The 24209-nt window shown below is 54.3% G+C and carries 28 protein-coding genes; 5 read left to right on the top strand and 23 right to left on the bottom strand.

Annotated features, from left to right (window positions below):
- Positions 1 to 125: 125 nt before the first annotated feature.
- Both ACIQW9_RS11885 and ACIQW9_RS11890 read right to left on the bottom strand, forming a co-directional pair.
- Positions 126 to 398, bottom strand: a complete 273-nt coding sequence (locus ACIQW9_RS11885; protein ID WP_402336974.1) for a hypothetical protein — start codon at positions 396 to 398, stop codon at positions 126 to 128.
- A 193-nt stretch (positions 399 to 591) separates the two neighbouring features.
- Complete coding sequence (locus tag ACIQW9_RS11890; protein ID WP_402336977.1) at positions 592 to 1029, bottom strand: hypothetical protein; 438 nt, start codon at positions 1027 to 1029, stop codon at positions 592 to 594.
- A gap of 132 nt (positions 1030 to 1161) precedes the next feature.
- Here ACIQW9_RS11890 and ACIQW9_RS11895 point away from each other — a divergent pair, with 132 nt between their 5' ends.
- On the top strand, positions 1162 to 1872 hold the full coding sequence (locus ACIQW9_RS11895; protein ID WP_402336979.1) for a hypothetical protein: 711 nt from the start codon (positions 1162 to 1164) through the stop codon (positions 1870 to 1872).
- A gap of 39 nt (positions 1873 to 1911) precedes the next feature.
- On the opposite strand, the gene ACIQW9_RS11900 is transcribed toward ACIQW9_RS11895, so the two are convergent.
- The 6 genes from ACIQW9_RS11900 to ACIQW9_RS11925 all read right to left on the bottom strand — a co-directional run bounded on the left by ACIQW9_RS11900 (position 1912) and on the right by ACIQW9_RS11925 (position 6978).
- Positions 1912 to 2145, bottom strand: a complete 234-nt coding sequence (locus tag ACIQW9_RS11900; RefSeq protein WP_402336981.1) for a VF530 family DNA-binding protein — start codon at positions 2143 to 2145, stop codon at positions 1912 to 1914.
- Between the two features lie 12 nt (positions 2146 to 2157).
- Positions 2158 to 2484 carry a DUF2288 domain-containing protein gene (locus ACIQW9_RS11905; protein ID WP_402336984.1) on the bottom strand — a complete coding sequence of 109 codons (327 nt, stop codon included), beginning with the start codon at positions 2482 to 2484 and terminating at the stop codon, positions 2158 to 2160.
- A gap of 66 nt (positions 2485 to 2550) precedes the next feature.
- Positions 2551 to 2757, bottom strand: a complete 207-nt coding sequence (locus tag ACIQW9_RS11910) for a SlyX family protein (RefSeq protein ID WP_402336986.1) — start codon at positions 2755 to 2757, stop codon at positions 2551 to 2553.
- A 33-nt stretch (positions 2758 to 2790) separates the two neighbouring features.
- A complete protein-coding gene (locus ACIQW9_RS11915) occupies positions 2791 to 4845 on the bottom strand; it encodes a UvrD-helicase domain-containing protein (protein ID WP_402336988.1) in 2055 nt (684 codons plus the stop codon).
- 112 nt (positions 4846 to 4957) lie between these two features.
- Positions 4958 to 6331, bottom strand: coding sequence for a TrkH family potassium uptake protein (locus ACIQW9_RS11920; RefSeq protein ID WP_402336990.1), 1374 nt, complete (start codon positions 6329 to 6331; stop codon positions 4958 to 4960).
- Positions 6328 to 6978 carry a potassium channel family protein gene (locus ACIQW9_RS11925; protein ID WP_402336993.1) on the bottom strand — a complete coding sequence of 217 codons (651 nt, stop codon included), beginning with the start codon at positions 6976 to 6978 and terminating at the stop codon, positions 6328 to 6330. Before ACIQW9_RS11925 ends, ACIQW9_RS11920 begins: the two co-directional genes overlap by 4 nt.
- Positions 6979 to 7193: 215 nt before the next feature.
- Here ACIQW9_RS11925 and ACIQW9_RS11930 point away from each other — a divergent pair, with 215 nt between their 5' ends.
- Positions 7194 to 7667 (top strand): SRPBCC family protein, encoded by a 474-nt coding sequence (locus ACIQW9_RS11930; protein WP_402338024.1) that lies wholly within the window; start codon positions 7194 to 7196, stop codon positions 7665 to 7667.
- Between the two features lie 64 nt (positions 7668 to 7731).
- Here the strand turns inward: ACIQW9_RS11930 and ACIQW9_RS11935 are convergent, their stop codons facing one another.
- The 12 genes from ACIQW9_RS11935 to ACIQW9_RS11990 form a co-directional block, all read right to left on the bottom strand.
- Positions 7732 to 8064, bottom strand: a complete 333-nt coding sequence (locus ACIQW9_RS11935) for a BON domain-containing protein (protein WP_402336996.1) — start codon at positions 8062 to 8064, stop codon at positions 7732 to 7734.
- Positions 8065 to 8382: 318 nt separating this feature from the next.
- Entirely contained in the window at positions 8383 to 9309 is a 927-nt protein-coding gene (gene thpD, locus ACIQW9_RS11940; protein ID WP_402336999.1) for an ectoine hydroxylase, read from the bottom strand.
- 3 nt (positions 9310 to 9312) lie between these two features.
- The gene (locus ACIQW9_RS11945; protein WP_402337002.1) at positions 9313 to 9750 is read right to left on the bottom strand and encodes an ectoine synthase; all 438 of its coding nucleotides are present in this window, start codon (positions 9748 to 9750) and stop codon (positions 9313 to 9315) included.
- Positions 9747 to 11057: a diaminobutyrate--2-oxoglutarate transaminase gene (gene ectB / locus ACIQW9_RS11950; RefSeq protein ID WP_402338027.1), complete on the bottom strand. Its 1311-nt coding sequence runs from the start codon at positions 11055 to 11057 to the stop codon at positions 9747 to 9749. Before ectB ends, ACIQW9_RS11945 begins: the two co-directional genes overlap by 4 nt.
- A gap of 48 nt (positions 11058 to 11105) precedes the next feature.
- Entirely contained in the window at positions 11106 to 11642 is a 537-nt protein-coding gene (gene ectA / locus ACIQW9_RS11955; RefSeq protein ID WP_402337004.1) for a diaminobutyrate acetyltransferase, read from the bottom strand.
- Positions 11643 to 11750: 108 nt separating this feature from the next.
- On the bottom strand, positions 11751 to 12221 hold the full coding sequence (locus tag ACIQW9_RS11960) for a MarR family winged helix-turn-helix transcriptional regulator (protein ID WP_402337008.1): 471 nt from the start codon (positions 12219 to 12221) through the stop codon (positions 11751 to 11753).
- Between the two features lie 162 nt (positions 12222 to 12383).
- Entirely contained in the window at positions 12384 to 12845 is a 462-nt protein-coding gene (locus ACIQW9_RS11965) for a GNAT family N-acetyltransferase (protein WP_402337010.1), read from the bottom strand.
- Positions 12842 to 13243: a lysozyme inhibitor LprI family protein gene (locus ACIQW9_RS11970; protein WP_402337013.1), complete on the bottom strand. Its 402-nt coding sequence runs from the start codon at positions 13241 to 13243 to the stop codon at positions 12842 to 12844. The genes ACIQW9_RS11965 and ACIQW9_RS11970 overlap by 4 nt, the downstream gene beginning before the upstream one ends.
- On the bottom strand, positions 13240 to 13491 hold the full coding sequence (locus tag ACIQW9_RS11975) for a DUF2164 domain-containing protein (protein WP_402337015.1): 252 nt from the start codon (positions 13489 to 13491) through the stop codon (positions 13240 to 13242). The genes ACIQW9_RS11970 and ACIQW9_RS11975 overlap by 4 nt, the downstream gene beginning before the upstream one ends.
- Before the next feature lie 37 nt (positions 13492 to 13528).
- Positions 13529 to 15577 carry a primosomal protein N' gene (locus ACIQW9_RS11980; protein ID WP_402337018.1) on the bottom strand — a complete coding sequence of 683 codons (2049 nt, stop codon included), beginning with the start codon at positions 15575 to 15577 and terminating at the stop codon, positions 13529 to 13531.
- A gap of 1132 nt (positions 15578 to 16709) precedes the next feature.
- The gene (gene hemE / locus ACIQW9_RS11985; RefSeq protein ID WP_402337020.1) at positions 16710 to 17792 is read right to left on the bottom strand and encodes a uroporphyrinogen decarboxylase; all 1083 of its coding nucleotides are present in this window, start codon (positions 17790 to 17792) and stop codon (positions 16710 to 16712) included.
- Between the two features lie 115 nt (positions 17793 to 17907).
- A complete protein-coding gene (locus tag ACIQW9_RS11990) occupies positions 17908 to 18417 on the bottom strand; it encodes a hypothetical protein (RefSeq protein WP_402337021.1) in 510 nt (169 codons plus the stop codon).
- A 158-nt stretch (positions 18418 to 18575) separates the two neighbouring features.
- On the opposite strand from ACIQW9_RS11990, the gene glpD reads away from it, so the two are divergent.
- The gene (glpD, locus tag ACIQW9_RS11995; protein WP_402337024.1) at positions 18576 to 20105 is read left to right on the top strand and encodes a glycerol-3-phosphate dehydrogenase; all 1530 of its coding nucleotides are present in this window, start codon (positions 18576 to 18578) and stop codon (positions 20103 to 20105) included.
- Positions 20106 to 20202: 97 nt separating this feature from the next.
- Here glpD and ACIQW9_RS12000 read toward each other — a convergent pair whose 3' ends face one another.
- Entirely contained in the window at positions 20203 to 20910 is a 708-nt protein-coding gene (locus tag ACIQW9_RS12000; protein ID WP_402337026.1) for a flagellar brake protein, read from the bottom strand.
- Between the two features lie 404 nt (positions 20911 to 21314).
- Complete coding sequence (locus ACIQW9_RS12005; RefSeq protein WP_402337029.1) at positions 21315 to 21683, bottom strand: cupin domain-containing protein; 369 nt, start codon at positions 21681 to 21683, stop codon at positions 21315 to 21317.
- 371 nt (positions 21684 to 22054) lie between these two features.
- Between ACIQW9_RS12005 and ACIQW9_RS12010 the strand changes: the two genes are divergently transcribed.
- Positions 22055 to 22636 (top strand): YajG family lipoprotein, encoded by a 582-nt coding sequence (locus ACIQW9_RS12010; RefSeq protein WP_011872744.1) that lies wholly within the window; start codon positions 22055 to 22057, stop codon positions 22634 to 22636.
- A 155-nt stretch (positions 22637 to 22791) separates the two neighbouring features.
- Here ACIQW9_RS12010 and ACIQW9_RS12015 read toward each other — a convergent pair whose 3' ends face one another.
- Positions 22792 to 23250 (bottom strand): Hsp20 family protein, encoded by a 459-nt coding sequence (locus ACIQW9_RS12015; protein WP_402337032.1) that lies wholly within the window; start codon positions 23248 to 23250, stop codon positions 22792 to 22794.
- A 316-nt stretch (positions 23251 to 23566) separates the two neighbouring features.
- On the opposite strand from ACIQW9_RS12015, the gene ACIQW9_RS12020 reads away from it, so the two are divergent.
- Positions 23567 to 24205, top strand: a complete 639-nt coding sequence (locus tag ACIQW9_RS12020) for a PepSY-associated TM helix domain-containing protein (RefSeq protein WP_402337034.1) — start codon at positions 23567 to 23569, stop codon at positions 24203 to 24205.
- Positions 24206 to 24209 lie beyond the last annotated feature (4 nt).

Genomic DNA, 24209 nt, shown 5'->3' on the forward strand with positions numbered 1-24209 from the left:
TTGATTGTTCGCAGCACGGCTGCAAGAAAAGAATGCGCGCGTTGCGAACAGCGAATTGCCGAGCGCATTCATGGCCGGCAAAACTCAACGCGCTCGGCTGCCAAGTCAGCAATTCGAATCAGAAATTATCTGCCCGGCATACTCGAACCTGGCGCAGGCATCACCTGCGCCATGCAGGGCGTTCCGCCAGCAGCTTCGATACGACGTTTAACCAGGGCATCATCGGTGTAATTCAAGCGCGATTGATCGATATACCTTGGGTCGTTAGGATCGCTTGGTGCCTGCGAAGCAGGGACAACGACAAGGACAGGACAGTACTGCGGGGCTGACTGGGCAGCTGCAAACTGCGAAAACATGAGCACTGCCGTGCCGGCGAGAATTGTACGTAGTTTTATCATGGCAACTCCTTGTTCAATAATAAGCAACCGATACGAAATGCTCGCTCGGAGATGCATGCGGCCAACCAAATTGATGAGCACAGCAAGCCTTACTACTGACAGGAGTTGTTAACAAAAGTTCATCTTGTTTCGTTCGCACTACCTTGCTGCAATATGCCTGCAGCAAGTTCATCGCCTGATTGCAATCATCAGATCAACTACCCCAGAACCACAAGCCTATGGCTGCCAGCGACAGTGCGACGGCTATCCATGACAATAAGAACATGCGTCTGTAACGCCGTTCATTCGCGATCACGCCCTGCTCCAGCGTCATTACCATTTGCTGCAGCTGCTCGGCCAGATCCTTGATGCGAATGGCATTTTGCGATGCCACGTCCTGCAGCTCGTTAATCTGCTGCTGCAACAGCGCCTCCTGCGTCGGCGCATTCTCATCGACCTTGCTCTTCTTGAATACCGGCAAAGCGGCGTCAATGATGGTGCCTACGTGCGGCAGAATGGCCTTGACGGCGGGTACTAGCCATGAATACATACGGATTCCTTGCTGAATAAATAATGTGGCGCGCGTGATCGCAACAACACTGCCCTCGTTTGACGGGCTGCCGTTACCGATCATCCAGCGTCGATCTTGCATGACAAATTCCATGTTGCCTATGCATTTACGGCATTTCCCGGCATTTCCATTTCGTTGCCGCCGGGTTTTAAGTTATATTGCAACGACTCCTGCTGCCGCACGGTTGCAGCAGCAAACTACATCAATTTGAAAATGACTACACCGCTTATGCTCGACCCCAATGCCTTACTCAAGCCACTCGATGGCTACATCGTAGAAGACCTGAGCAGCGCCGACATCGCCGCCACCGGCACGATTGCCGCTTCCATTCTGGGCGACCTCGCCGCACCCGTGTTGAAGATGCTCTCGGTTGCCGGCGATTCCGCCAACGATATCTCGGTCGAATTCTTCCCCGATCCGGACGACGAAAGTACGCCCGGCACGCTGATCTTCTGGCCGGCCACCCGCACCAGCAAGAACAGCACGCGCGACGACGCATTCAATGCCGAATATGCGTTGCGCCTCGCGGTATTTTTATCCGAACGCGAAGACGAGGATGTCATCTATCCGGCCGGCTTCAGCATGGTGCTGAAACTCAATGAAAGCGGCTGCGAACTGGTAAAGAATCTGCCGCCTGCCGTATTTGAACGACTGGAATTCCAGATGAAGGGTAACTCCTTGCCGAGCGGCTTCGAGTTTCTCGATGACAGCGAACACATTCCGGTCATTCCGAATATGCGTCGCCAGTTCCTGAAAGCGATTACACGCGCACACTCGGTGACAGCAAAAAAACGCAGCAAGGAATTTGACGCGGTGATGGCACATTACATCTGGGACAACACCGAACCGAAACCACACTTTGAAACTGTACTGTCGACGCTGGCTACGCTGTTTGTCGCGATACACCATCAATCGAAACTGTAATAGCGGAAAGTAATTCGTCCTGCCCACATGCCCGATTATTCAGTCGGGCATGTTCACAAACAGTTCTTCCACCTTCGTTCTCGCCCACGGTGTCTTGCGCAGAAATTTCAAACTTGATTTGATGCTGGGATCGATGTTGAAGCACTTGATCTCTATGCGTCGGCCCAGTTCTTCCCAGCCGTAGCAGTCCACCAGCGCGAGCAGGATTTTCTCCAGGCTCTGGCCATGCAATGGATCGCTATCTGACGCCTTGTTCTTTGATTGGTCGCTCATCATGCTTACCGGTCAAGCCGGTTTGTTTTCCTGCACCAGCACCCATGGCCGCGCCACAACAGCCCACAACAAGCTATCCACTTCCAGCCATGCGGTCGCCTGCTCATCAGTCGCCCTGGCAAGCTTGCCCTCATTCAGCCATTGCTCAACCGTCGCCTTGTCATCGATGGAAAAACGCGCAGCAACATCGACCAGATCAAGCTCACTACTCACGACGATCACCAAACCGCCAGCGAAATAACGCAGCAATTCAGACCACGCAATTTGCGAAGTTTCCGTATTGAGTTTGGCGTGCAAGAGCTTTTGTTCTTGAGCAGAGTGGGCTTGTGAAGTCGTCATCGATTCAGTCTGTATAAAATTGTATGGGAGTAGAGAAAATTTTCCGTGCGAGACAACACGCACGCATCAATAATGTGGCGGCCGCTCATGCGCCGCACCTTGTTCGTTGCCGCCGCTCGCAACCTCTTTCAGACGGCCGACCAGAGCAATGCACAAGGCTTCCAGCTCATTGATTTTCTTTTGCTGCTCGTACACCATCTTGTTCAGGGTATCGACCAGGTCTTCCTGGCGCGTCAGCTTGATTTCGATATCGACGATACGGTCTTCATTCATGATTCTCTTTCCATTCACTGATGCGGCACAAATTCACGCCACTTTCGGTTTTTGCAATAGCGCCTTCAGATTCGCCAGCCGGCTTTGCGGCGTGATGATTTCATCTTCGGTCGGCACGGCATCGCCTTCGTCGAGTTTCATTTCCTTGATGAAGCGCGAGATATCGCAATGCACGTGTTCGCGCGCACGCTTGCGCTTCTTGCACCAGCTGACATGCAGCGAGCGTTGCGCACGCGTGATGCCGACGTACATCAGACGGCGCTCTTCCTCTATGCGTGCACCCAGCGTCTCGATAGGCGCATCAGGGTCGCCCTTGTGCGGCAGGATACCTTCTTCCACGCCGACCAGAAACACGTGTGGAAATTCCAGGCCCTTGGAGGCATGCAGCGTGGACATGCGCACCGCATCCGGCTCTTCATCCTTGCCTTCCAGCATGGTCATCAGGGCCACCATTTGCGTCAGATCGAGCAAACTCTTTTCAGGGTCGTTGCCATCCTTGCCGCCGCTGCCTTTTTCTTTCAGCCAGGTCGTGAAGTCGATCACGTTCTGCCATTTCGCCTGCGCCTGCCTGTCGTCGAAGTTATCGTACAGATACGCTTCGTAATTGATTTCCTTCATCATGTCCTCCAGCAGCGATGCCGCCTGGCCTTCGCGGTGCGCATGCGCTTCCAGCTGGTTGATGAAGTTGCCGAATTCGCGCAAGGGTGTCAGCTGCCGCTCGGCCAGTTTCGATTCCAGTCCGCCTTTGAACACGGCTTCAAACAATGAGCATTGCCATTGCCCGGCAAAGGCGCCCAGCGTTTCCAGCGTCGACTGGCCGACGCCGCGCTTGGGTGTCGTCACGGCACGGATGAATGCCGGATCGTCGTCCTGGTTGGCAACCAGACGCAGATAGCTGATGATGTCCTTGATTTCGGCGCGATCGAAAAAACTCTGGCCGCCGGAGATCGTGTACGGAATGCGTTCCTTGCGCAGCGCCTGCTCGATCACGCGCGACTGATGATTGCCGCGATACAGGATCGCGTAATCGGAAAATTTCGCGCGACGCTCGAAACGATGTGCCGACAACATGATCGCGATCTGTTCGGCTTCCTGATCGTCGTCCTGCATGCCGAGCACCTTGACCGGATCGCCGAGGCCGTGTTCGGACCACAGGGATTTTTCAAACAGCTTGGGATTGTTGCCGATCACCGAGTTGGCCGCTTGCAGGATGCGCGTGCTGGAACGGTAATTCTGCTCCAGCTTGACGACCTTCAGGTCGGGGAAGTCGACCTGCAACTGCTTCAGATTTTCTATCGTCGCGCCGCGCCAGGCATAGATCGCCTGATCGTCATCGCCCACGGCGGTGAACATCGGCTTCTTGCCGATGCCGGTGACCAGCAGCTTGACCAGTTCGTACTGGCAGGTATTGGTATCCTGATATTCATCGACCAGCAGGTAACGCAGCTTGCGTTGCCATTTGTCGCGCACCGCTTCATTGCCGCGAAACAGTTCGACCGGCAGCCGGATAAGATCGTCGAAATCGACCGCCTGATACGCCGACAGCGTGGCGACATAGCTGCGATAAATCCGCGCGGCTTGCGCCTCGTCCTCATCCCTGGCCTGATTCAGCGCGGTATCGGGATCGATCAGACCATTTTTCCACAACGAGATCGCGGTCTGGATGCGGCGCACCAGCTGTTTGTCGGTCGTGATCGCCATATCCTGCACCAGCGAAAAACAGTCGTCGCTGTCCATGATGGAGAAACGATCTTTCAGCCCCAGTTCCTTCGCTTCCTGACGCAGGATTTTCACGCCCAGCGAATGGAAGGTGCTGACCGTCAGCTGCTTGGCCTGCTTCGGTTCCTTCAGCAGTTTGGCGATACGTTCCTGCATCTCCAGCGCCGCCTTGTTGGTAAAAGTCAGCGCGGCAACATGCCTGGCCTCGTAGCCGCAATCCTCTATCAGATGCGCAATCTTTTGCGTGATGACGCGCGTCTTGCCCGAGCCGGCGCCGGCCAGCACCAGACAGGGGCCGTCCATGTACTTGATGGCTTCGCGCTGCGGCGCGTTGAGACCGTGCGAGGATGAATGGGGAGACGAGGACATCAGAAGAAAAGCGGGAACAGAAAGCGCTCCATTGTATCAGCGCAGGGCGCGCCGCCGGCGTCATTCCGGCAGGCCTTGTCATTTGAACAGCGATGATTGCCGTACCGGCAACTCAACCGATATTGACGCGCCCTGTCGGATAGTCGATCGCACGGCCGCGCGGATTGGCCAGCATGAATGCCAGCGTCAGCGGCCCGACCCGACCTATCAGCATCAGCACCATCATCGTGCACTGGCCGGCGATTGACAGCCCCGGCGTGACGCCGCGCGACAGACCGGTGGTCGACACCGCCGAAATGACTTCAAATGCCAGATCGATAAAAAGACCGTCTTCCGTCAGCATCAGGATAAACGTACCGGCGACGACGCACAGCACCGCAATGAATGTGATTGCCAGTGCACGCACGATCATGCTCGCTTCTATGCTGCGGCCTAATACAACCGGCGTCTTTTGCTGACGCAGGAAGGCCCGCGTCGCCACCAGCAGGATAATGAAGGTGGTCAGCTTGATGCCGCCGCCGGTAGAGCCGCTGCCGGCACCGATGAACATCAGCATCATGATGAAAAATGCGCTGACGGGTCGCAAGGCCGCTGTATCCATGGTGGTGAAACCGGATGAACGCGGTGCCACCGCCTGGAACCAGCTGGCCCATAATTTCGCGCCCCAGCCATGCAAGGCTCCCAGCGTATCGGGATTGCCGTATTCCAGCAGCAGCAATACCAGCATGGCGATCAGATTGATGGTGACAGTGCCGATCAGCATCAGCCGGGTATTCAGAGTCAGCTCGCGGAAGCGTTTTTTGGCGCGCAGATCGGCAATCACCGCAAAACCGATACCGCCGGAAATGAATAAAAATGGAATGACTAGATTGATCAGCGGGTTGTCTACATAAGCCGACAGACTATGCGATGCCAGGCCAAATCCGGCGTTGTTGAACGCCGACACGGCATGAAAAAAACTGTAGAACAGGCCTTTTCCCCAGCCCATTTCCGGCACCCACTGCGTGGCCAGCAGCAAGGTGCCCAGCAATTCCGTCAGTACGATAAAGCCGAACAGCACACGCAGCAGATGCTGCAGGTCGATACTGCCGCTTTGATTGAAGGCATCCTGCATCGCTGCACGGTTGCGCAAGGTCAGGCGGCCGCTGGTCAAATGAATGATGAGCACACCGAAAGTCAGCAAACCGATGCCGCCCAGCTGTATCAGGCCCAGCACTATCCACTGTCCGAACAGCGTGAAATGACTGCCGACATCGAGCACCGACAGGCCGGTGATGGTGGAAGCCGAGACGGCCGTGAACAAGGCTTGCATCCACGTCGTGTGCGCATGGCTCGCCATCGGTAATTTCAGCAACACTGCGCCCAGCAACGATAGGCCGATGAAGGACAGGATCAATGCCTGCGGCGGCGTCAGATGCAGTACGCGCCGCCTGACCTGCCGTTTGACTTGCCGGTACAGTAACGGCGGTTGATACCCGCGCCTCATAACAAGGCCGAAATACCGCGCAGATTGTCGAGCGTCCCCGCCATCACCAGTTGATCGCCGGGGCGGAAGATATAGTCGCCCGGCGGTGAAGTCAGGAGTTCACGCTGATGCTTGATCAGCAGCAGATGCACGCCACGCTCGCCCAGTTGCAGCGCAGCGACGCTTAGGCCGACCAGTTTCTCCGAGGCCCGTACTTCCACTGTAAACAGATCGTGGCCCATGCTGATGTAATCAACCACTTCCGGATACATCATCGCGTGCGCCAGCCGCAAACCCATTTCATGTTCCGGATGCACGATGTGATCGGCGCCCAGCTTGTGCAAAATACGATGATGATTGTGATTCAGCGCCTTGGCCCACACTTCCGGTTTCGGCATGTTCTTGACGGTCAGCGTCACCAGGATATTGGCTTCCAGGTCTTCCCCGATCGCCACGACCACCGCATCGCAATCGTGTACGCCGAGGTCGCGCAGCGTATCTTCATCGCGCGCATCGGCCACCACGGCCTGCGTGATGTCGTCGGCAATCGCATTGACGTGCGCCGGATCGAGGTCGATGCCAAGCACATCGTTGCCCAGCCGGGCCAGTTCGCGCGCAACGGTAGAACCGAAGGCGCCCAATCCGATAACGGTAAAAGTACGTTTCATTGGCAATGTTTGATGCGCCGTGCAGACGCAAGCAGGAAAGAGGATGAGGCATTAAAACATAATTGAACGCGGCAAACCGCTCATATCATGCAGAATGTGAGCCGGTCGCATCCGGTCGCGCCATCTGCGCAGTACAATGACCGCTGCATCCGAACGCCTGGATGCTCTGCATGATCCGCCGCCCCATCCATCCTTCACTCAAGAAATCGTACGCCATGCAATTCCAGCATCTGATTGAAATCAACGATCCCCTCAATCCCCTGATCGATACGCTGACGCGCGCTCAACTATGGCGCGGACTGGTGCTGCGCGCGGAAGCACCCAAGCTCTTCGTGCCATGGCTGGATGAGTGCGATTTGGGGGAACGCGATGGCGCCGTACTGCCGCGCACTTTACGCTACAACGCGCTGCTGATCCATGATCGCGTCACCTTTACGCCGCAGGAAACCGTACATTATGAAGTACCGGCCCAGGGCGACATCCCGGCTTCGAGCCTGCTGGTAACCATAGAAGAGCCGCAACCGGGCGCACTGTTTGTCCGCTTTGCGTACGACAGCGGCAAAACCGACGACGATATGGATGCCTTCTATGACGAGTTCCGTCGCTCAGCCTATCAGGAGGCCGATATCGACACGATACGCATCATTCGGCAACTGGCGGAAGAAGGACGACTGGAACTGCCGGTTTGAGCATGCGCCATGCACAATAAAAAACGCCGGGCATGCCCGGCGTTTTGTTTTTCATGCGTAAAAATTAATCAACCTTGATTGAATTCTTGACGGATTTGACGCCAGCAGTTTTCTTGGCGATGTCGCCTGCCAGATATTGCTGCCACTCGTTCTTGGCGGAGCCGGACAAGGTCACTGCACCATCGGTGGTAGCTGCGACAGTGATTTTTGCACCGCTCAGTTGCGCTTCTTTACCCAGAGCAGCAGTAACTGCCTTGGTCAATGCTGCGTCCGCAGCCGCTGCTGGTGCAGTCGCTGCAGGTGCGGCAGCTTTCGGAGCTTGCGCTTCCGTCGTTGCGCAACCGGCCAGAACTGCGGAAAAAACCACCAGTGCCAAAGCGCTGTGTATCTGTTTCATAGTGTGCTCCTCTATATTTGTTTTGGTATTTATTAGTTTTTTAGTACAGCCATAGTATTGAAAGCCAAAACTGCTTCCGGAATTAGTATAGCCACAGCATTTGTGAAAAAGGGAACAGTTCGCGCTATTTTTTTTGCCGAAATTGACCTTGATCAGCATCTGTCACCGCTTGTGTAGCTTGTCAGCAACAAGCTTGTCGATAGTCAGGCATCCATCGTCAAACTCGCTCAAGGGGAGTGACGATTGCTGCATTGCAGCGGGCTGTGGGCGGCTCAGCGCCCAAGCCGCTGACGATGCAGACATTCCACTCTACGAAAATCAGACTAGTGCCAGCGCTTGCGGCGCAAGGGCGGCAATATCTTCCCGCGCGGCGACGAATTCCGGCCGTGGTGTCAAACCGCCTTTCGGCGCTTCCAGTTGATTGGCGATGCTGTTATAGACAAAGAACACATTGCTGCGCGGATAAGGCGTGATGTTGCCGTTGGAACCGTGCATCGTATTGCAGTCGAAGAAAACCACCGAACCGGCCTTGCCTGCGCACGACTTGATGCCACCCATATCGGCCAGATAGCGCAACAGAATCTGGTCCGGCACACCGACATCCTGTTTCTTCAATGAAGTCTTGTAGTTTTCATCCGGCGTCTCGCCCAAGCACGAAACATAGTGATGATGCGAGCCGGGAATCAGCATCAGCGGCCCGTTGCAATCGCTGTTATCCGTCAGCAGGATAGAACAGCTCAATGCGCGCATTCCCGGCATGCCGTCTTCGCTATGCCAGGTTTCAAAATCGGAGTGCCAGTAAAACTCCTTGCCACTAAACCCCGGTTTGTAGTTGATGCGCGATTGATGAATATAGACCTCGCTGCCAAGGATTTCACGCGCCACATTCAGCACGCGCGGGTCACGCACCAGATTGGCGAAAATGTCATTCAGTCTATGCACATTGAAAATCGAACGCACTTCGCCGCTGCCCGGCTCGGCGATCACTTCCTTGCGCCCTGCATGCGTAAATTCTTCGCGCATGGTTTGCATCTCATCGAACAGATAAGCGACTTCTTCCCGATTGAACAATTCCGGCATCAACAAGAAACCGTTCTGCTGATATGCGTCGCGTTGCGGCGCCGTCAAACGCGCATTTCGTTTGCTCTGAACTTCATGCGCATACACGACAGGATCATGACGGGCGAGGATGGCGGCGCTGTTCTGCGTGCGTGTGGGGTAAGCGTCCTGGGAAAGCATGATCATCTCCTAAGCTTCGACTGCGTTGGTATTGACTTGCCTGGTAGCGCCTGCTTTTTCGACTTTTGCAGCAGGTGCATAAACACCGTTTTCATCATGCGTCTCATTGCCCACCAGCGGCGGATTGAACGTACAAATCAAGTGCAGATCGGTCTCTGCACGCAACCAGTGTTCATCGTTCTTGTTGAGCGCATACAAAGTGCCAGGCTCGATGCGAAAGGTTTCGCCGGAAGGAATCAGTTCAACCGAACCGACACCTTCGATGCAGTACACACCTTCCAGATGATGCTGATACCAGATGCGGGTTTGCGTCCCGGCGTAAATCACCGTGTGATGCATGGAGAAACCCATGCCGTCTTCCTCCAGCAGAAGACGGCGGCTGCACCAGTTCTGCGCCTTGACATCGCGCGGTGTATCGAGAATTTCTTTCAGTGTGCGTACGATCATACTGTTACCTCTTTGTCCGATTCAACATTGGATTTCGTTTTTTCCGCTTCACAGTTTGAGCTCACGGCTTCTGCCACCGCGTGCTCCAGAATGTCCAGGCCCGCCAGCAGGGTTTCCTGCTCAATCGTCAGCGGCATCAACAGCTTGACGACTTCATCCTCGCCACCGGATGTCTCGATGATCAAGCCGTTCTGAAAGGCGATCGAGCTAATGCGATCAGCCAGTGCCGGGGCAGCGCAGGCAATGCCTTGCATCATGCCGCGCCCGCGACGTGTGAGTTTGGCGTCCGGATAACTGGCAACCAGCTTGTCGAGAAAAATTTCTATCGTCAGTGCTTTCTTTTGAATCGCTGCCTGGAATTTGTTATCGCGCCAGTAGTGTTCCAGCGCTGCCGTGGCGGTAACGAAAGCCATGTTGTTGCCACGGAAAGTGCCGTTATGCTGCCCCGGCTTCCATACATCCAGCTCCGGCTTCATCAACAGCAATGCCATAGGCAGGCCGAAACCGGACAATGATTTGGACAAGGTAATGATGTCGGGCTTGATACCAGCCGGCTCGAAGCTGAAGAAGGTACCGGTGCGGCCGCAGCCGGCTTGAATGTCATCGACAATCAGCAGGATTTCATGGCGCTTGCAGAGCTGCTCCAGTTTCTTCAGCCAGTTCATTCCGGCGACATTCAAACCGCCCTCGCCTTGCACGCACTCAACGATGATGGCCGCCGGCAGATCGACGCCGCTACTGGGATCGACAATCAGCTTGTCGAGCATGGCCATGGTGTCGATATTCATCCCGAAGTAACCGGAATACGGCGCTCTGTGTACATCCGTCAGAGAAACGCCCGCGGCATCGCGGAATTTGCGATTGCCGGTCAGCGCCAGCGAACCCAGAGACACGCCGTGGAAACCGTTGGTAAATGAAATCACCATCTGGCGACCGGTCACATTACGCGCAAGTTTGATCGCCGCTTCCACCGCATTGGTGCCGGTTGGGCCGGTGAACTGCAGCTTGTATTGCATGCTGCGCGGCTTCAGCACATGACTTTCAAACGTTTGCAAAAACGCTTTCTTTGCACTGGTTGCCATATCCAGCCCGTGCACAATGCCGTCTTCTGCCAGATACTCAATGACGGCCTGCTTCATTACCGGGTTGTTGTGGCCGTAATTCAAGGTGCCGGCGCCAGCCAGAAAATCGATATACGTGTTGCCGCCTTCGTCGGTCAGCACCGCGTTCTGGGCTTTGGAAAAAATGGTTGGGAACGAGCGGATATAACCGCGCACTTCTGATTCAAGTCGATTGAAAATACGCATCATGCTTCTCCTGATGGATGATTGATGGAATGGTCCGGGTACACGCGATCAAACAGCGCGCAAGCGAGGACCGATTTGATACAGCCATTCTTCTTCGTGCCGACCATCGCCAAAATCTGCGGTGGTGAAATGCGGTCCGCTCTTGATGTCGACGTGATGGCGCCGGGCATAACTGTCAAATAATTGTTGCGAGCCGACATTGCTCGGGCTGATCGTGGTTTCTATATTGTTGAAACCGTGGGTATGTACACAACGCTCGGCCAGACTGTCGAGCATGCGCGAACCCAGACGCTGGCCTTGCATGTTCGGTGTAACCGCAACCTGCCAGATGAATAAGGTGTCGGGTTTCGACGGTGGAATGTAGGCCGTGATGGCGCCCACCAGCTCGCCATTGAATTCCGCCACCACACAAGTGTTTGCATGGTGTTCGCACAACAGCAGATAGGCGTAGCGCGAGTTGAGGTCCAAAGGTTGACAGCGCGCGATCAGGTCATGCAGATCGGCACCGTCACGGCGGTCCGGCAAACGCAGCACGATGTGATCGACGGCCGCGGACGCAAGGTGTGCAGATGCTCTTACGTTCATGCTTTCTCCTTTTTGCGAAAAAGCGATCCCTGCAGCCATATAGGCCGCAGTGTCACTCATCGATAAAAAGGGAATCAGGTTTGCGCAGGAACGATTAACGTTCTAGTTCTACGCAGGTTCGGCAGGTATTTTTGCTTCCAGCAAAGAGGCGAATTGTTCCAGCGTAATGACCAGAGTCTGGCGATCGGTTTCCGACAACGCACCGAGTGCGCTACCGAAGCCGTTAGGCAATGCCGACGGCGCATTGGCAAGAACCAGTTGGCCTGCCACTGTCACTGCGACAAAGACATTGCGCCTGTCACGCGTATCGCGCTCACGCTTTACCAGACCTTTTTCTTCCAGCCGGTCGACAATGCCGACCACAGTGCTTGGACTGAGCTGAATCGCGCGCCCGATGGATTTGAGCGTGCTGGGCCCCATTTCGGCGATTGCAAGAAGTGCCACAAGTTGTGGCGATGTGATGTTGTGTGTGACTGCTAAACGCTTTGAATGGTGCTCTACGCATTGCGCAATGCGACGAACGCTTTGCAAAATGCGAATCGAATCATTTACGGCAACAAGTTTGGTGATGTCATTCATGACCGCGAGTTTAGCGACATCTTTTCATTCTGTCGCGCCGCATCACAACAAGCTCACATTTTCCTGTTTTTGATATCCCGGTTGCTTGATTAACGAGCAACCAGTGTAGCCGCAGCATGCATTGATGTCAACTCATTCGTACACGAATGATGTCTGAGCGAATTACTTCCGCAGCATTTCTATGTGCGGAATCCCGTCTTCCAGGTAGCTATCCGAAGCCTTGGCAAAGCCGAATTCGCCGTAAAAGCGTTCCAGATGCCACTGCGCTGAAATGCGCATCGCGTTGCCGGGAAAGTGCTGCTCGGCACGCCGTATGCCTTCGGTCATCAACTCCCGGCCCAAACCCTTACCGCGCGCGGATTGCACGGTAAGCACGCGACCGAGTACCGTTTCCGGATATGTGACGCCAGGCGCAAAGCAGCGCAGGTAGGCCAGCAATTGACGCGGACCGCCATCATTGCTCCAGCCCAGCAGGTGATACGCACGCTGATCCTCGCCGTCGATGTCGGCGTACAGGCATTGCTGTTCCAGTACGAACACCTGCTGTCGCGCCGCCAGCACCGCATACAATGCGGCGCTATCGAGTTCGTGCAGGGCAAGCCACTGCCAATTGAGCGTAGTCATTGTTTTGCGCAACCTTCCATCCCGCAAGCCTGCGATTTCAAGTCTTTGGTGCGGCGCACGGTATGTCTTTCCAAACAGGAAAAATGCTGCAAGGGCCAGATCGAACCCGATTCCTCTCGTGGCCCGGTTTCTACCAGACAATCCTTGTCGCGAAAAACCAGCCACGCACCTTGTGCGTCGCGCAAGCGCTGCTTGCCGGCAGCTTCCTGCAAAGTCTTCATGTTTTGCGTGTATTGCCGGTTCAATGCCTGATCGGCAAGATCGTAGCGATGGCGCGCGCACATATTCATCGCCGACTGCGTTTTGTCGCAATCCTTCAGCGACTCGGCCTGCTCTTGCGCCATGGCAGACCCACTGGCAGCAAGCAAGGCACACGTGATGAAATGGCGAGTTTTCATTTTTTATTCCAGTACCCGAATTCCGCTTCGTAACAATTGACATCCAGTTCGGCGACTTTCTCCTGCAGTACAGACTGGGCATCGGCAATCGCCTGATTGTAAATGCTCGGGCCCAGTTCTTTCACGCAAAAATCCAGCAGCAATCTGGCTTTCAGCTCACCTATGCTTTCATCCATGTTGGCGGTGCAGTAGCGCTGAATGGAAGCAATCAGGCGTTCTTCGGTTTCCGGATTCAGTTTGATCGTCATGATTCAGGTAAATGATGGTGAGACTAGTTTCAATGTTTCAGATATCGACCGGATCGACTTCCAGCGACCAGCGTACGCGCGATTTCATGTCGCGCAAAGTCGCGATCCAGACTTTCAGGAATGCTTGCAGGGCCGGCCGCGATGCGCACTCAACCAGCAACTGCGCACGATCCACATTGGCGACGCGCGTCATCGTCATCGGTATCGGATCGTTCATCGTGATGCCGCCATGCTCCACGCAATCGATGGCCTGATGCAGGAAATCCAGCGCAATCTTGAGCTCCTTTGCTTCGGCACGCAACAAGGCTTGATACATGAAAGGCGGAAAACACGCCTGCTGCCGTTCTTCCAGCAACTCGCTGGCAAAGGTATCGTAATCGTGCGTCCGAACTGCCGCATACAGCGGGTGTTGCGGATAACGCGTCTGTATCAATACTTCGCTCGCACTGCCGCCCTCCTTCTGTGCCACACGTCCGGCGCGCCCCGCAACCTGCATCAATTGCGCAAACAGCCGCTCGCTGGCCCGGTAATCATGCGAGAACAAGGCGGTGTCCGGATTCATCACGCCGACCAGCGTCAGATTCTGGAAGTCATGCCCCTTGGCCACCATTTGCGTGCCGATCAGGATATCGACTTCGCCGCGGTGTACGGTGTCGAAGGCCGCCTGCGCACTTCCCTTGCGCCGCGTAGAATCGGCATCGATGCGCAAGATGCGCGCCTCCGGAAAAATCATCTGCAGGTTTTCTTCCACGCGCTGCGTGCCGCGTCCCAGCGGTTGGATATCTACGTTGCCGCAGTCCGGACAAGATCTCGGTATCCGCTGCTCGTAGCCGCAATGATGGCAGCGCAGACGTTTATCCAGCTTGTGCAACACGAGGAAGGCGCTGCAGCGTGTGCAGTTGCTGACCCAGCCGCAAGAGTCGCAGGCAATCACGGGCGCATAACCGCGCCGGTTCAGAAACAGCAGCGATTGCTCGCCGCGCTCCATCCGCAGCTTCAATGCCGCGATCAGGGTCCCGCTGACGCCTTCGGTCATTTGCTCGCGCGGCGCCTTGCGCTCCAGATCGATCAGGCCGACTTTCGGCAGCACCGCATCCTTGACCGCACGTTCGCGCAACTCCAGTTTGCGATAGCGGCCGGATTGCGCGTGATGCCAGGTTTCCAGCGATGGCGTGGCAGAGCCGAGCACGATCGGGATATTCAGTTGATGCGCACGCCACACCGCCAGATCGCGCGCCGAATAGCGCAAACCCTCCTGCTGCTTGTAAGAGGGATCGTGTTCTTCATCGACGATGATCAGTTTCAGGTGCGGCAGCGAAGACAGGATCGCCAGACGCGTACCGAGAATGATGCGTGCCTGCCCCAGATGCGCAGCCAGCCAGTGCATCATCCGTTCGCCTTCGGCCAGACCGCTGTGCAAAGTGGCAATCGCAACATCGGGAAAGCGCGCCCGCACATTGGCTTCCAGCTGCGGCGTCAGATTGATCTCCGGCACCATGATCAGGATTTGCGCGGGATTGTGTTCATCGGTGCTGTGCGCAAGAATTTGCGCCGCAGCCTGCAAATAAACTTCCGTCTTGCCGCTGCCTGTCACACCGTACAACAGGGTGGGAGCAAAACCGCTGGCGCCGGCGATCGCATCGGCCGCTTCCTGCTGCGCCGGATTCAGCTGCGGCATGGCGATCGGTGTAGCGTCGTGCACCGCATCTGCCTTGCCCAGCTTCTTGATTGCCTTGTCCAGCGACGTGGTTTTGAGCGCGCGCAGATTTTTGGGCAAGCCGGGAATCGCCACTTCGCCCAAGGGACGCTGATAATAGTCGGCAGCAAAGGTGCACAGTGCAATCCATTCGGCGGACAGCGGTGTTAATTGCGTGCGCACGGCAATCGCCTGCTTCAACTTGTCCAGCGGCACCTCGCTCGTTTCATGCACGGCCACGATCAGGCCGACCACCTCGCGCCGACCGAAAGGCACCAGCACCAACTGGCCGGCCAATGGCCGCACCGTGCCCTCCTCGATCGTCCAAACATAGTCGAAGCAGAAATCAAGCGGCGTGTCGAGTGCGACTTTAAGGATGCAATTTTCCACAGAGTTAATGTAATACCTGAGGAAGTGAGCTAACTACCCGTTTCATAAGCGCTTTTTTACCTATCCACAGCGACTGTGGATAACTTTGTGGATAACAGCCCCTTGACAGCCGGAGAGGCCAGTATTTATGCGGGTTCCAATAGATTGCCTAAAACCAAAGCACAAATTTAATCGTTTTAAATCAACAGCTTACAAATACATGAATTTGACGATTAATAAAAACTATAAATAAATGATGTTGCTGCGCACAAGCCGATTTTTGTGCATAAGTTTTTGCCGATTACCCAGAGACTGTCAATACGCGCCATTTTTGTGCCTGGTCGTGCAAGGACTTGGCGCAAATAGCTTTTTCAAAATGACAACGCTAAAACGCTAATTTTATTGCAACTGCACAAGAACTTGAGCCTGCGCAGAAGAAAGTTTGCTAAACCCCGGTTTCATAAAGCTTTTTCCAGCTATCCACAATGCCTGTGGATAACTTTGTGGATAAACCAGCCTTCGCCGCAGCCTTGCGGACGCATAAGTGAGGTGCCGGTAACAGCAAACTTGCACAGTAAAAAATAAAATATTAAGAATCAAATACTTAAGATGACATTGTTGATGAAAGGCAAAACAGGGATGGCAATTATTCTTGTTAGCCTCGCATACCATTTTGTGAATAAGCTAGCGCGCTTCATGATGGCAAGACGGCAGACAAGACATTGCTCTCGTGCACTTACTTACAGCATTCTATTTATGCAGGGCAAGAAACCTGGTGAACGAAGTAGTATGCGCAAAGCTAATGTGAAGTATCAACAAATGCGCTAACCCCACGTTTCTTAAGCTCTTTTTTTACTATCCACAAATTATGTGGATAACTTTGTGGATAAGCCTTCCGATTGGCAGGCAAGCCTAGATTTCATGCGGGTTTCAATAAAATGCCAAAACAAAAAGCAAAATATTTCCCCATTAAAATCAAAGACTTATAAATCTCACATTGTTAAGAAACGTTAAGTGCGCGATAAAATGATAAGCCGCTCAGTGATAGCTTCTTCTGTGCATAAGATGCATCACGCTGCGCTAAAACCGACCGTTTTTCATCCGATTCCGCGCACCTGCGCCTGATGAGCGCACACACTTGCAAGACCGGCCCTTATTCGTGCAGGGGCCGGCTGAGTTCGTGCACCGCATCAACCAGCACCGAGACCGCTTCTGGCGGCGTGAACTGTGAAATACCGTGACCGAGGTTGAAGACATGCCCGGAACCCGGCGTGTGCTTGCCAAACGACGTCAGGACTTTTTCAACTTCGGTGCGTATCTGCTCCGGTTGCGCAAACAGGATGCTCGGGTCGAGATTGCCTTGCAGCGCAACGCGATCGCCAACCTGGGCACGCGCAGCCCCCAGATTCACGGTCCAGTCCAGACCCACCGCATCGGCACCGACATCCGCAATTTCGTTCAACCACAAACCGCCGCCCTTGGTAAACACGATACTGGGAATCCGCACGCCGTCTTTTTCCGTCTTCACGTGCTTCATGACTTCGCGCATGTAATGCAGCGAGAATTGTTGATAAATACCGTCGGCCAATGCCCCGCCCCAGGTATCGAACATCATGACGGCTTGTGCGCCGGCATCGATTTGTGCGTTCAGGTAAGACGCGACTGTGATCGCATTGGTTTGCAGGATGTGGTGCATCAAGTCGGGGCGGTTGTACAGCATCGCCTTGACGGTACGGAAATCGTCCGAACCGCCGCCTTCGACCATATAGCAGGCCAGTGTCCATGGGCTGCCGGAAAAACCGATCAGGGGTACGCGGCCTTTCAGTTCGGTGCGGATCTGTGTCACCGCGTCGAACACGTATTGCAGCGAATCCAGTTCTGGCACCTTCAGCGCCTGCACCGCTTTTTCATCGCGCAATGGACGCTCGAACTTCGGTCCTTCGCCATCGATGAAGTACAAGCCCAAACCCATTGCATCCGGTACCGTCAGAATGTCGGAGAACAGAATTGCCGCATCCAGATCGTAGCGATCCAGCGGTTGCAGCGTTACTTCAGTCGCGTAATCGGGGGTTTTAGCCAAGCCGAGGAAAGAGCCGGCGCGCGCGCGCGTGGCGCGATATTCAGGCAAATAGCGGCCAGCCTGGCGCATCATCCACATCGGCGTGTAGTCGGTCGGCTGGCGCAGCAATGCGCGTAGAAAGGTGTCGTTCTTGAGCGGGGCAAATGGTGTAGGCATCAGGCTAATATCTCGGTATTGATTCACGGCATTGAAATGAGCCGCTATTATCGCCCAAAGAGGAGGCTACCGGACCTTCCATGCCACTCTGTCATCAAATCGCGCCGACTCCCGCTTATGCGCGATGGCCGATATTGAACAGCTTGTCTGCACGCTCCTCTTCGGCGATGGCGCGAATATAGCTGGCGAAATCTTCATCTTCGCCCCGCAGCAGTTGCGGCAGCAGATAATAAAAATCCTCGCGGCGGCACCATTCACGCATGTAATCGTCCCAGGAATGCCAGCGCCGCAAGGCCACACCGCGCATATCCGCTACATACGACACGATGTACGCGCGTTCGAACAGGGCAATCAGCATCTCGAAAATAATCAGCGCCCGCTCCTTCTGCTCTTCATTCAAGTCACTGCGCGCAAGCGCACTGCGCAATTGCAGATCGGGATTGTCGAGCACGATTTTCAGGAAGTCGTTGTACGCATCCTGCAGCAGCTGATACGCCTCTTCATCCTCGGCATCGCGCTCCTTGCGCTGTTCGAATAGAAACAGGAAGATCGCGAACGGCAAGGCCAGCGCCGTCACAACATAGCTGGCCAGTTCCCAGAATCCGGTGTCGAAAAGAAAACTCATAGATGATGTGCATGAAGGAAGCAGAGGATTCAGTGTACTGCGGGCACGCCTGAAAATACCTGCGCATCCGGCGTATTTTTATCTGCTGTCTGCAGACATGCCGTCCGCATACTCCGCGCTTACAATAGTTATCAACTGTATTTCAAGGCAGATCAGCAATGCATCAGCAACTTCAGTGCGACATCCTCATCGTAGGCGGCGGCATCAACGGCGCCGGCATTGCGCGCGACGCCGCCGGGCGCGGCCTGTCCGTCGTGCTGTGCGAAAAGGACGACCTCGCCTCGCATACCTCCTCCGCTTCCACCAAGCTGATCCACGGCGGCCTGCGCTATCTGGAGCAATACGATTTTGGCCTCGTGCGCAAGGCGCTGATCGAGCGCGAAATCCTGCTGCGCTCTGCGCCGCACATCATCCGCCCCCTGCGTTTCGTCATGCCGCACGACAAGGGTCAGCGACCGGCATGGATGATACGCGCCGGCATGTTCATCTACGACCATCTGGCCAGGCGTGAGCTGCTGCCCGGCTCGCAGGGAATAGACTTGCGCAAGCATGCCGCCGGCACGCCATTGAAGGATATCTTTGTCAGGGGTTTTGCATATTCCGACGGCTGGGTCGACGATGCCCGCCTGGTCGTGCTGAATGCGATCGCCGCCAGAGAAAACGGCGCCACCATCCTCACGCGCACAGCCTGCATCGCCGTCCAGCGCACCGGAGATTGCTGGAATGCGACGTTACGCACTGCCAACAACGCAACCGTCGAAGTAAATGCCAGACTGCTGATCAATGCCACCGGTCCGTGGGCGGCGGAATTCCTGCACGACACCGTGCACGGACGTGCCGGCAAAAAACTGCGCCTGATCAAGGGCAGCCACATCGTCGTCAAAAAACTGTTCGATCATCCCTGCGCCTACATCTTCCAGCATCCCGACGGCCGCATCGTGTTCGCCATTCCCTACGAACACGACTACACGCTGATCGGCACCACCGATATCGACTACCACGGCGACACCGACAAGGTCACTATCGATGCGGCAGAAATCGACTACCTGTGCACACTGGTCAATCACTATTTTGCCCGGCCGATTACACCCGCCGATGTGCTGTGGTCCTACTCCGGCGTGCGCCCGCTGGTCGAAGATGAAAAAGAAGACGATAGCGAAAGCGCCTCCGAAGTCACACGCGATTACAAACTCGCATTCGATACCGATGCCGCACCGCTGCTCACCGTCTTCGGCGGCAAGATCACCACCTTTCGCAAACTGGCTGAAGAAGCGGTCGATCTGATTGCACCGGCGCTGGGTAATCATCGCCGCGCATGGACGGCGGCAGCCTGTTTGCCGGGCGGCGATATTTTCGGAGCCAAACCGAACAATCGCGCGGTGCTTGAATTCGACCGCTTTGTACGCGAAATACGGCAGCAATATCCATGGTTGCCGCCGGCGCTGCTTGAACGTTACGCGCGGGCGTATGGAACACGCATGGCGTTATTGCTGGCGGATCGATCTGATTTGGCTGCGATGGGGAAAGAAATTACGCCGGGATTATTCGCGGCCGAAGTTGAATATTTGCAGCAACATGAATGGGCTACATGTGCGGAGGATATTCTGTGGCGGCGTACAAAATGCGGCCTGCATTCCACCGGGATGGCGGAACACGAACTACAGGCCTGGATGGATGACGCCATGTGAAGATGAAAGGAGATGCATGTAATCAAGCCACCCATTACGCCGCCAGCGCACATAGGTCTTGACTCATGCCTCCTCCCTCACACGCAAAGCGATGCCCTCAGACTATGCTCTGTCGCGTTTCCAGCACGGCTCCGTAGACATAATTGCGGACCATCAATTGATCCGTGGTATCCATCTCCACGAATTCGGTGCCCACCATATAAGACCGTTGATCTGCGTTCAACTCTTCCACCATGTTTCTGATCTTCGCTTTCATTTTGATCAGCGCAGCTTCCTCGCCATCATAAGACGGCAAGGTAAACGACACGGTCACCACCTCATCGACCTCGCCTATCGGTACTGTCGTGCTGATCAGCGCACCGGTCGCACTCAGATTGTCGAGCGCTACCTGATGCGATTCAACCGGAGTAGCGGCACTGACGACCGTTGCTTCGAGGGCGACCTTGATACGCATTTCTCGCCGCAAGCGCTTCATCTGCATCGAGACCGGAAAAGTCAGGCACAGGCAATAGAGAGGATGATGAATCACCTTGACGACGCTGGTATCGAAGGTGCAGATCGCCGTACCGGAAAACACCCGTACCGACACTTTTTCACCGTCAAAAAAATTCAGTGCCGTACCGTTTTCCCGTGGCAGCCTGACCAGCATGTATTCACCCACATCCCAACCTATCAGTGTTGAAATGTATTGCGCCTTGGCAAGACTGCGATACGTTACAAACTGCAGCTTGGTGCCCGCTTGCAAATTCATCGCATCAAAATCTGCCGGGTCTGCATTCGGCGCTTCTTTTTTGAGTGTGGACATGGTGAAAGACTGTTCTATTTTCTTAACGCTGAGTGGGCCTCATTGTAAGGATTTGTTTCTTCTTTGCAATCAAAATTCTCTCTGCCTGCGCTCCCTGCATAGAAAAATCCGGCACGCGGCGTATGGACACCGATCAAGGTGTTACCGCAAGATTGCTCAAGCATTGACGGCATAAGAGAACAAGTTGCGTCGAGATTGTTTGCTGCAGAAATAGATTATTTACAACGGTATAAATGGGCTGCTTGTGATGAGGATATTTTGTGGCGACGATCAAAGTTGGGATTGCGTTTAGTTCGAGCCTGGTTATGGACCAAGCATGCCTAAAGGTAGGCACCTTCGCGGTGCCTACTTTTTATCCCGTTGATGTAATAACGCTTCCTTACTCCCGCCCCCAAAGAGCCGTCTTATTGAGGTTTGGCGTATTTTGCGACGCCTGTTACATCGAACAATACACAACGTTGATTGCCGACTACCCAGGCATCATGTCCGGGCGGCATATAAAAAACATCGCCCGGTCCATACTCCATCTCAAACCCATCATTCATCTTGACGACCATCCGGCCTTCCAGAATGAGGCCTGTATGCGCGGCTTGGCAAGAATCTGTTCCTGCTATCGGTTTCACATGCAGACTCCAGCGCCAACCCGGTTCAAATTCGCCACGGCCCATTGTATGGTTGCCGAGTGTAAAGACTGCTACCTTGCCTTTGCCTTCCTTGAACAAGCGAACTTCATCCGGCTTATCCGAGGATTTTTTTTCTAAGGTCGTACTCATCGCATGATCCTCCAAAAAAATGGTGGGGTGACATAGCCTTAAATATAGGTCGATGCATGACGAGTGCAATTGGTATTTGCATGGATGTACGGACATGCAACATCTCTGCAGCACCCACTCCGTCGAAACGCCACCGGGCCGCTAAGGCGACGACGATCGAAATGCGAATTGAATTTATAGACGCACGATCAGAACGGTCGAAGAAAGTTTTCCAAAATTAATTAATTGCTTTTCGTACACGCCATTGTTAGCATTGCCATTCTGTCAATTTGGCGGACTCGGAGAAGTCACAAAGAAAACCAGTAAAACTTCTACCGCTGGCACCATCAGGGAATTTCATTCACTTTTAAAACGATAAAAACAGGGGCTTTATGAATCGCGTTGTCGTGCTGTGTGCACTGTGTCTTGCTTTAACCGGCTGTGCATTTACTCCTCAGGGCATTACCTTGACTCCCAAGGTAGAAGTCGCTCCTTCAGAAATTGGCAAGGGTAAAGAGCTTCCTCTGAATGTTGTAGATGAGCGTGCAAAGAAAACTCTTGGCACCGTCGGTGCGCGCAATATCGGTGCCGATATTACGATCAACGGCGACATCGTCGTATCCGTTCAGAAAGCCATCAGCGAAGGTTTGTCGCGCATGAACTTCAAGCCAACTACCGATCGAAACGGCATGAAGAATGAGCTGCGCGTTGAAATTCGCAACCTGGATTACACCGTCATCGTTGGCTTCTGGGCCGGCACGCTGCGTGTAGATGCCGCTCTCAAAGGAATTTGCTTGCGCGACGGCCTTCGCCCTTATGAAAAACTGCACCATGGTGAATTCGTTGAAAGCGTGCAGGTTGTCCAAAGTCAGGAAGCGAATACTGAGTACATTAATCAGGCACTTTCAACAGCGGTCAATGCACTGCTTTCCGATAAAGAATTAATTGCGTGCCTGGCAGGGCAAGGCAAATAATTTATTCGTCATGATGAACCATAAAAAAACGGGCTGTCAGGCCCGTTTTTTTATGTCTGGAATGACTGAGGATTTTTCGCCGAATTGATAGATCCAATTTATTTCTGGCAGTAAAAACCGCGGACAAATCCGGTCCGCGGTTTTGTTTGCTGCCGTCAGGCCGCTTTACGCTCCAATGCCTGCACATTGTCTCCGGCTGCATCAATCGCAATTTTTCGCGGCTTCAATACCTCCGGAATCTCTCTCGCCAGCTCGATATTCAACAGGCCGTTATCCAGCTTCGCTCCGACAACGCGCACGTGGTCGGCTAACTGGAAGCTGTGTTCAAAGTTGCGCGAGGCAATGCCGCGATGCAAGAAATTGCGCGGCGCTTCTTCGCGCGGCTTGCGGCCGGTTATTTTTAGCGTGTCGCGTTCTGTTTCGATCTCGATCTCGGAACGGTCAAAGCCGGCGACAGCCATGGTGATACGGTATTTATCTTCACTGACCAGTTCTATGTTGTATGGCGGATAGCTTGGTTGCGTGTCGGCGCGTTGCGCATCGTCAAACAATTGAGCCAGGCGATCAAAGCCGATGGCGGAGCGGTACAGCGGTGAAAAGTCATAGGTACGCATGATGAATATCCTTTTAAAGTTCAAGCGATAAGGTGAGTAACAGATCTCGGTTGAGCATCCGTCAGGACAAATATTAGTGTCCGAAAGTCAGTTTTCAAGATCTTGAAAATCAGCGTGGACGCCCCTATAACAACGTATTTTTCCGCTGCTTTTCTCTCCTCACCTGCACCGGCACTCACCCTGCAGCGGTCGCCGCTTCAAACTTCTTTACACGAAAAACCTTGCAATTGATTACTGAATCGACGAAAATCTAAATGAGAATAATTGCCATTTACAATATGGCGGCCTGATCAAACAACATGAAAACAAACCCTTAATGGAAGCACGCGCAAAAAGCCCTCAACGTGCTTACTGGTTGAAAACCTTGCATCAATGGCACTGGATCAGTTCGGCGCTGTGTCTGCTCGGCATGTTGCTGTTCAGCGTTACTGGCATCACGCTCAATCATTCTTCGCAGATCGAGGCCAAGCCGCAGCTCGCTACGCAAGAAGCGCAATTACCCGTCGCCTTGCAAATGCAACTGGCAAAGATGGACGCGGAAGAAAGCCGCAAGGATAAAGCGCCACTGCCGCAGGAATTGCAGCGCTGGATGAAAGACAGCATGTCGCTGGATGTGAGCGACCGCGATGTGGAATGGTCGCCGGAAGAAGTGTATGTCGCATTGCCAAGACCCGGTGGCGATGCGTGGGTACGCATCGATAGAGCCAGCGGCGCAGTTGAATCAGAGTCGACCAATCGCGGCTGGATTTCCTATCTGAATGATTTGCACAAGGGCCGCAATACAGGTGATGCATGGAGCTGGTTCATCGATATCTTTGCCGCAGCCTGCCTGGTTTTTTCGCTTACCGGTTTATTCATCCTGAAGATGCATGCGACCAACCGTCCCAGTACCTGGCCCATTGTCGGCCTCGGCGTACTGATTCCATTCTTGCTGGCTATTTTATTTATTCACTGATTCA

Source organism: Herminiimonas sp. NPDC097707, assembly GCF_044761395.1.
Classification (GTDB): Bacteria; Pseudomonadota; Gammaproteobacteria; order Burkholderiales; family Burkholderiaceae_D; genus Oxalicibacterium.

Bases quoted from the DNA above. Each gene is read 5' to 3' on its own strand.
- ACIQW9_RS11965 (WP_402337010.1), bottom strand. From the start codon at position 12,845: ATGACTACGCTCAATTGGCAGTGGCTTGCCCTGCACGAACTCGATAGC.
- ACIQW9_RS12005 (WP_402337029.1), bottom strand. From the start codon at position 21,683: ATGAGTACGACCTTAGAAAAAAAATCCTCGGATAAGCCGGATGAAGTT.
- ACIQW9_RS12020 (WP_402337034.1), top strand. From the start codon at position 23,567: ATGGAAGCACGCGCAAAAAGCCCTCAACGTGCTTACTGGTTGAAAACC.
- ACIQW9_RS11890 (WP_402336977.1), bottom strand. From the start codon at position 1,029: ATGCAAGATCGACGCTGGATGATCGGTAACGGCAGCCCGTCAAACGAG.
- ACIQW9_RS11930 (WP_402338024.1), top strand. From the start codon at position 7,194: ATGCAATTCCAGCATCTGATTGAAATCAACGATCCCCTCAATCCCCTG.
- ACIQW9_RS11990 (WP_402337021.1), bottom strand. From the start codon at position 18,417: ATGAGTTTTCTTTTCGACACCGGATTCTGGGAACTGGCCAGCTATGTT.
- ACIQW9_RS11935 (WP_402336996.1), bottom strand. From the start codon at position 8,064: ATGAAACAGATACACAGCGCTTTGGCACTGGTGGTTTTTTCCGCAGTT.
- ACIQW9_RS11945 (WP_402337002.1), bottom strand. From the start codon at position 9,750: ATGATCGTACGCACACTGAAAGAAATTCTCGATACACCGCGCGATGTC.
- ectA (WP_402337004.1), bottom strand. From the start codon at position 11,642: ATGAACGTAAGAGCATCTGCACACCTTGCGTCCGCGGCCGTCGATCAC.
- ACIQW9_RS11885 (WP_402336974.1), bottom strand. From the start codon at position 398: ATGATAAAACTACGTACAATTCTCGCCGGCACGGCAGTGCTCATGTTT.
- ACIQW9_RS11915 (WP_402336988.1), bottom strand. From the start codon at position 4,845: ATGTCCTCGTCTCCCCATTCATCCTCGCACGGTCTCAACGCGCCGCAG.
- ACIQW9_RS11920 (WP_402336990.1), bottom strand. From the start codon at position 6,331: ATGAGGCGCGGGTATCAACCGCCGTTACTGTACCGGCAAGTCAAACGG.
- ectB (WP_402338027.1), bottom strand. From the start codon at position 11,057: ATGCGTATTTTCAATCGACTTGAATCAGAAGTGCGCGGTTATATCCGC.
- ACIQW9_RS11905 (WP_402336984.1), bottom strand. From the start codon at position 2,484: ATGACGACTTCACAAGCCCACTCTGCTCAAGAACAAAAGCTCTTGCAC.
- thpD (WP_402336999.1), bottom strand. From the start codon at position 9,309: ATGATCATGCTTTCCCAGGACGCTTACCCCACACGCACGCAGAACAGC.
- hemE (WP_402337020.1), bottom strand. From the start codon at position 17,792: ATGCCTACACCATTTGCCCCGCTCAAGAACGACACCTTTCTACGCGCA.
- ACIQW9_RS12000 (WP_402337026.1), bottom strand. From the start codon at position 20,910: ATGTCCACACTCAAAAAAGAAGCGCCGAATGCAGACCCGGCAGATTTT.
- ACIQW9_RS11960 (WP_402337008.1), bottom strand. From the start codon at position 12,221: ATGAATGACATCACCAAACTTGTTGCCGTAAATGATTCGATTCGCATT.
- ACIQW9_RS12015 (WP_402337032.1), bottom strand. From the start codon at position 23,250: ATGCGTACCTATGACTTTTCACCGCTGTACCGCTCCGCCATCGGCTTT.
- ACIQW9_RS11900 (WP_402336981.1), bottom strand. From the start codon at position 2,145: ATGAGCGACCAATCAAAGAACAAGGCGTCAGATAGCGATCCATTGCAT.
- ACIQW9_RS11925 (WP_402336993.1), bottom strand. From the start codon at position 6,978: ATGAAACGTACTTTTACCGTTATCGGATTGGGCGCCTTCGGTTCTACC.
- ACIQW9_RS11910 (WP_402336986.1), bottom strand. From the start codon at position 2,757: ATGAATGAAGACCGTATCGTCGATATCGAAATCAAGCTGACGCGCCAG.
- ACIQW9_RS11895 (WP_402336979.1), top strand. From the start codon at position 1,162: ATGACTACACCGCTTATGCTCGACCCCAATGCCTTACTCAAGCCACTC.
- glpD (WP_402337024.1), top strand. From the start codon at position 18,576: ATGCATCAGCAACTTCAGTGCGACATCCTCATCGTAGGCGGCGGCATC.
- ACIQW9_RS11970 (WP_402337013.1), bottom strand. From the start codon at position 13,243: ATGAAAACTCGCCATTTCATCACGTGTGCCTTGCTTGCTGCCAGTGGG.
- ACIQW9_RS12010 (WP_011872744.1), top strand. From the start codon at position 22,055: ATGAATCGCGTTGTCGTGCTGTGTGCACTGTGTCTTGCTTTAACCGGC.
- ACIQW9_RS11975 (WP_402337015.1), bottom strand. From the start codon at position 13,491: ATGACGATCAAACTGAATCCGGAAACCGAAGAACGCCTGATTGCTTCC.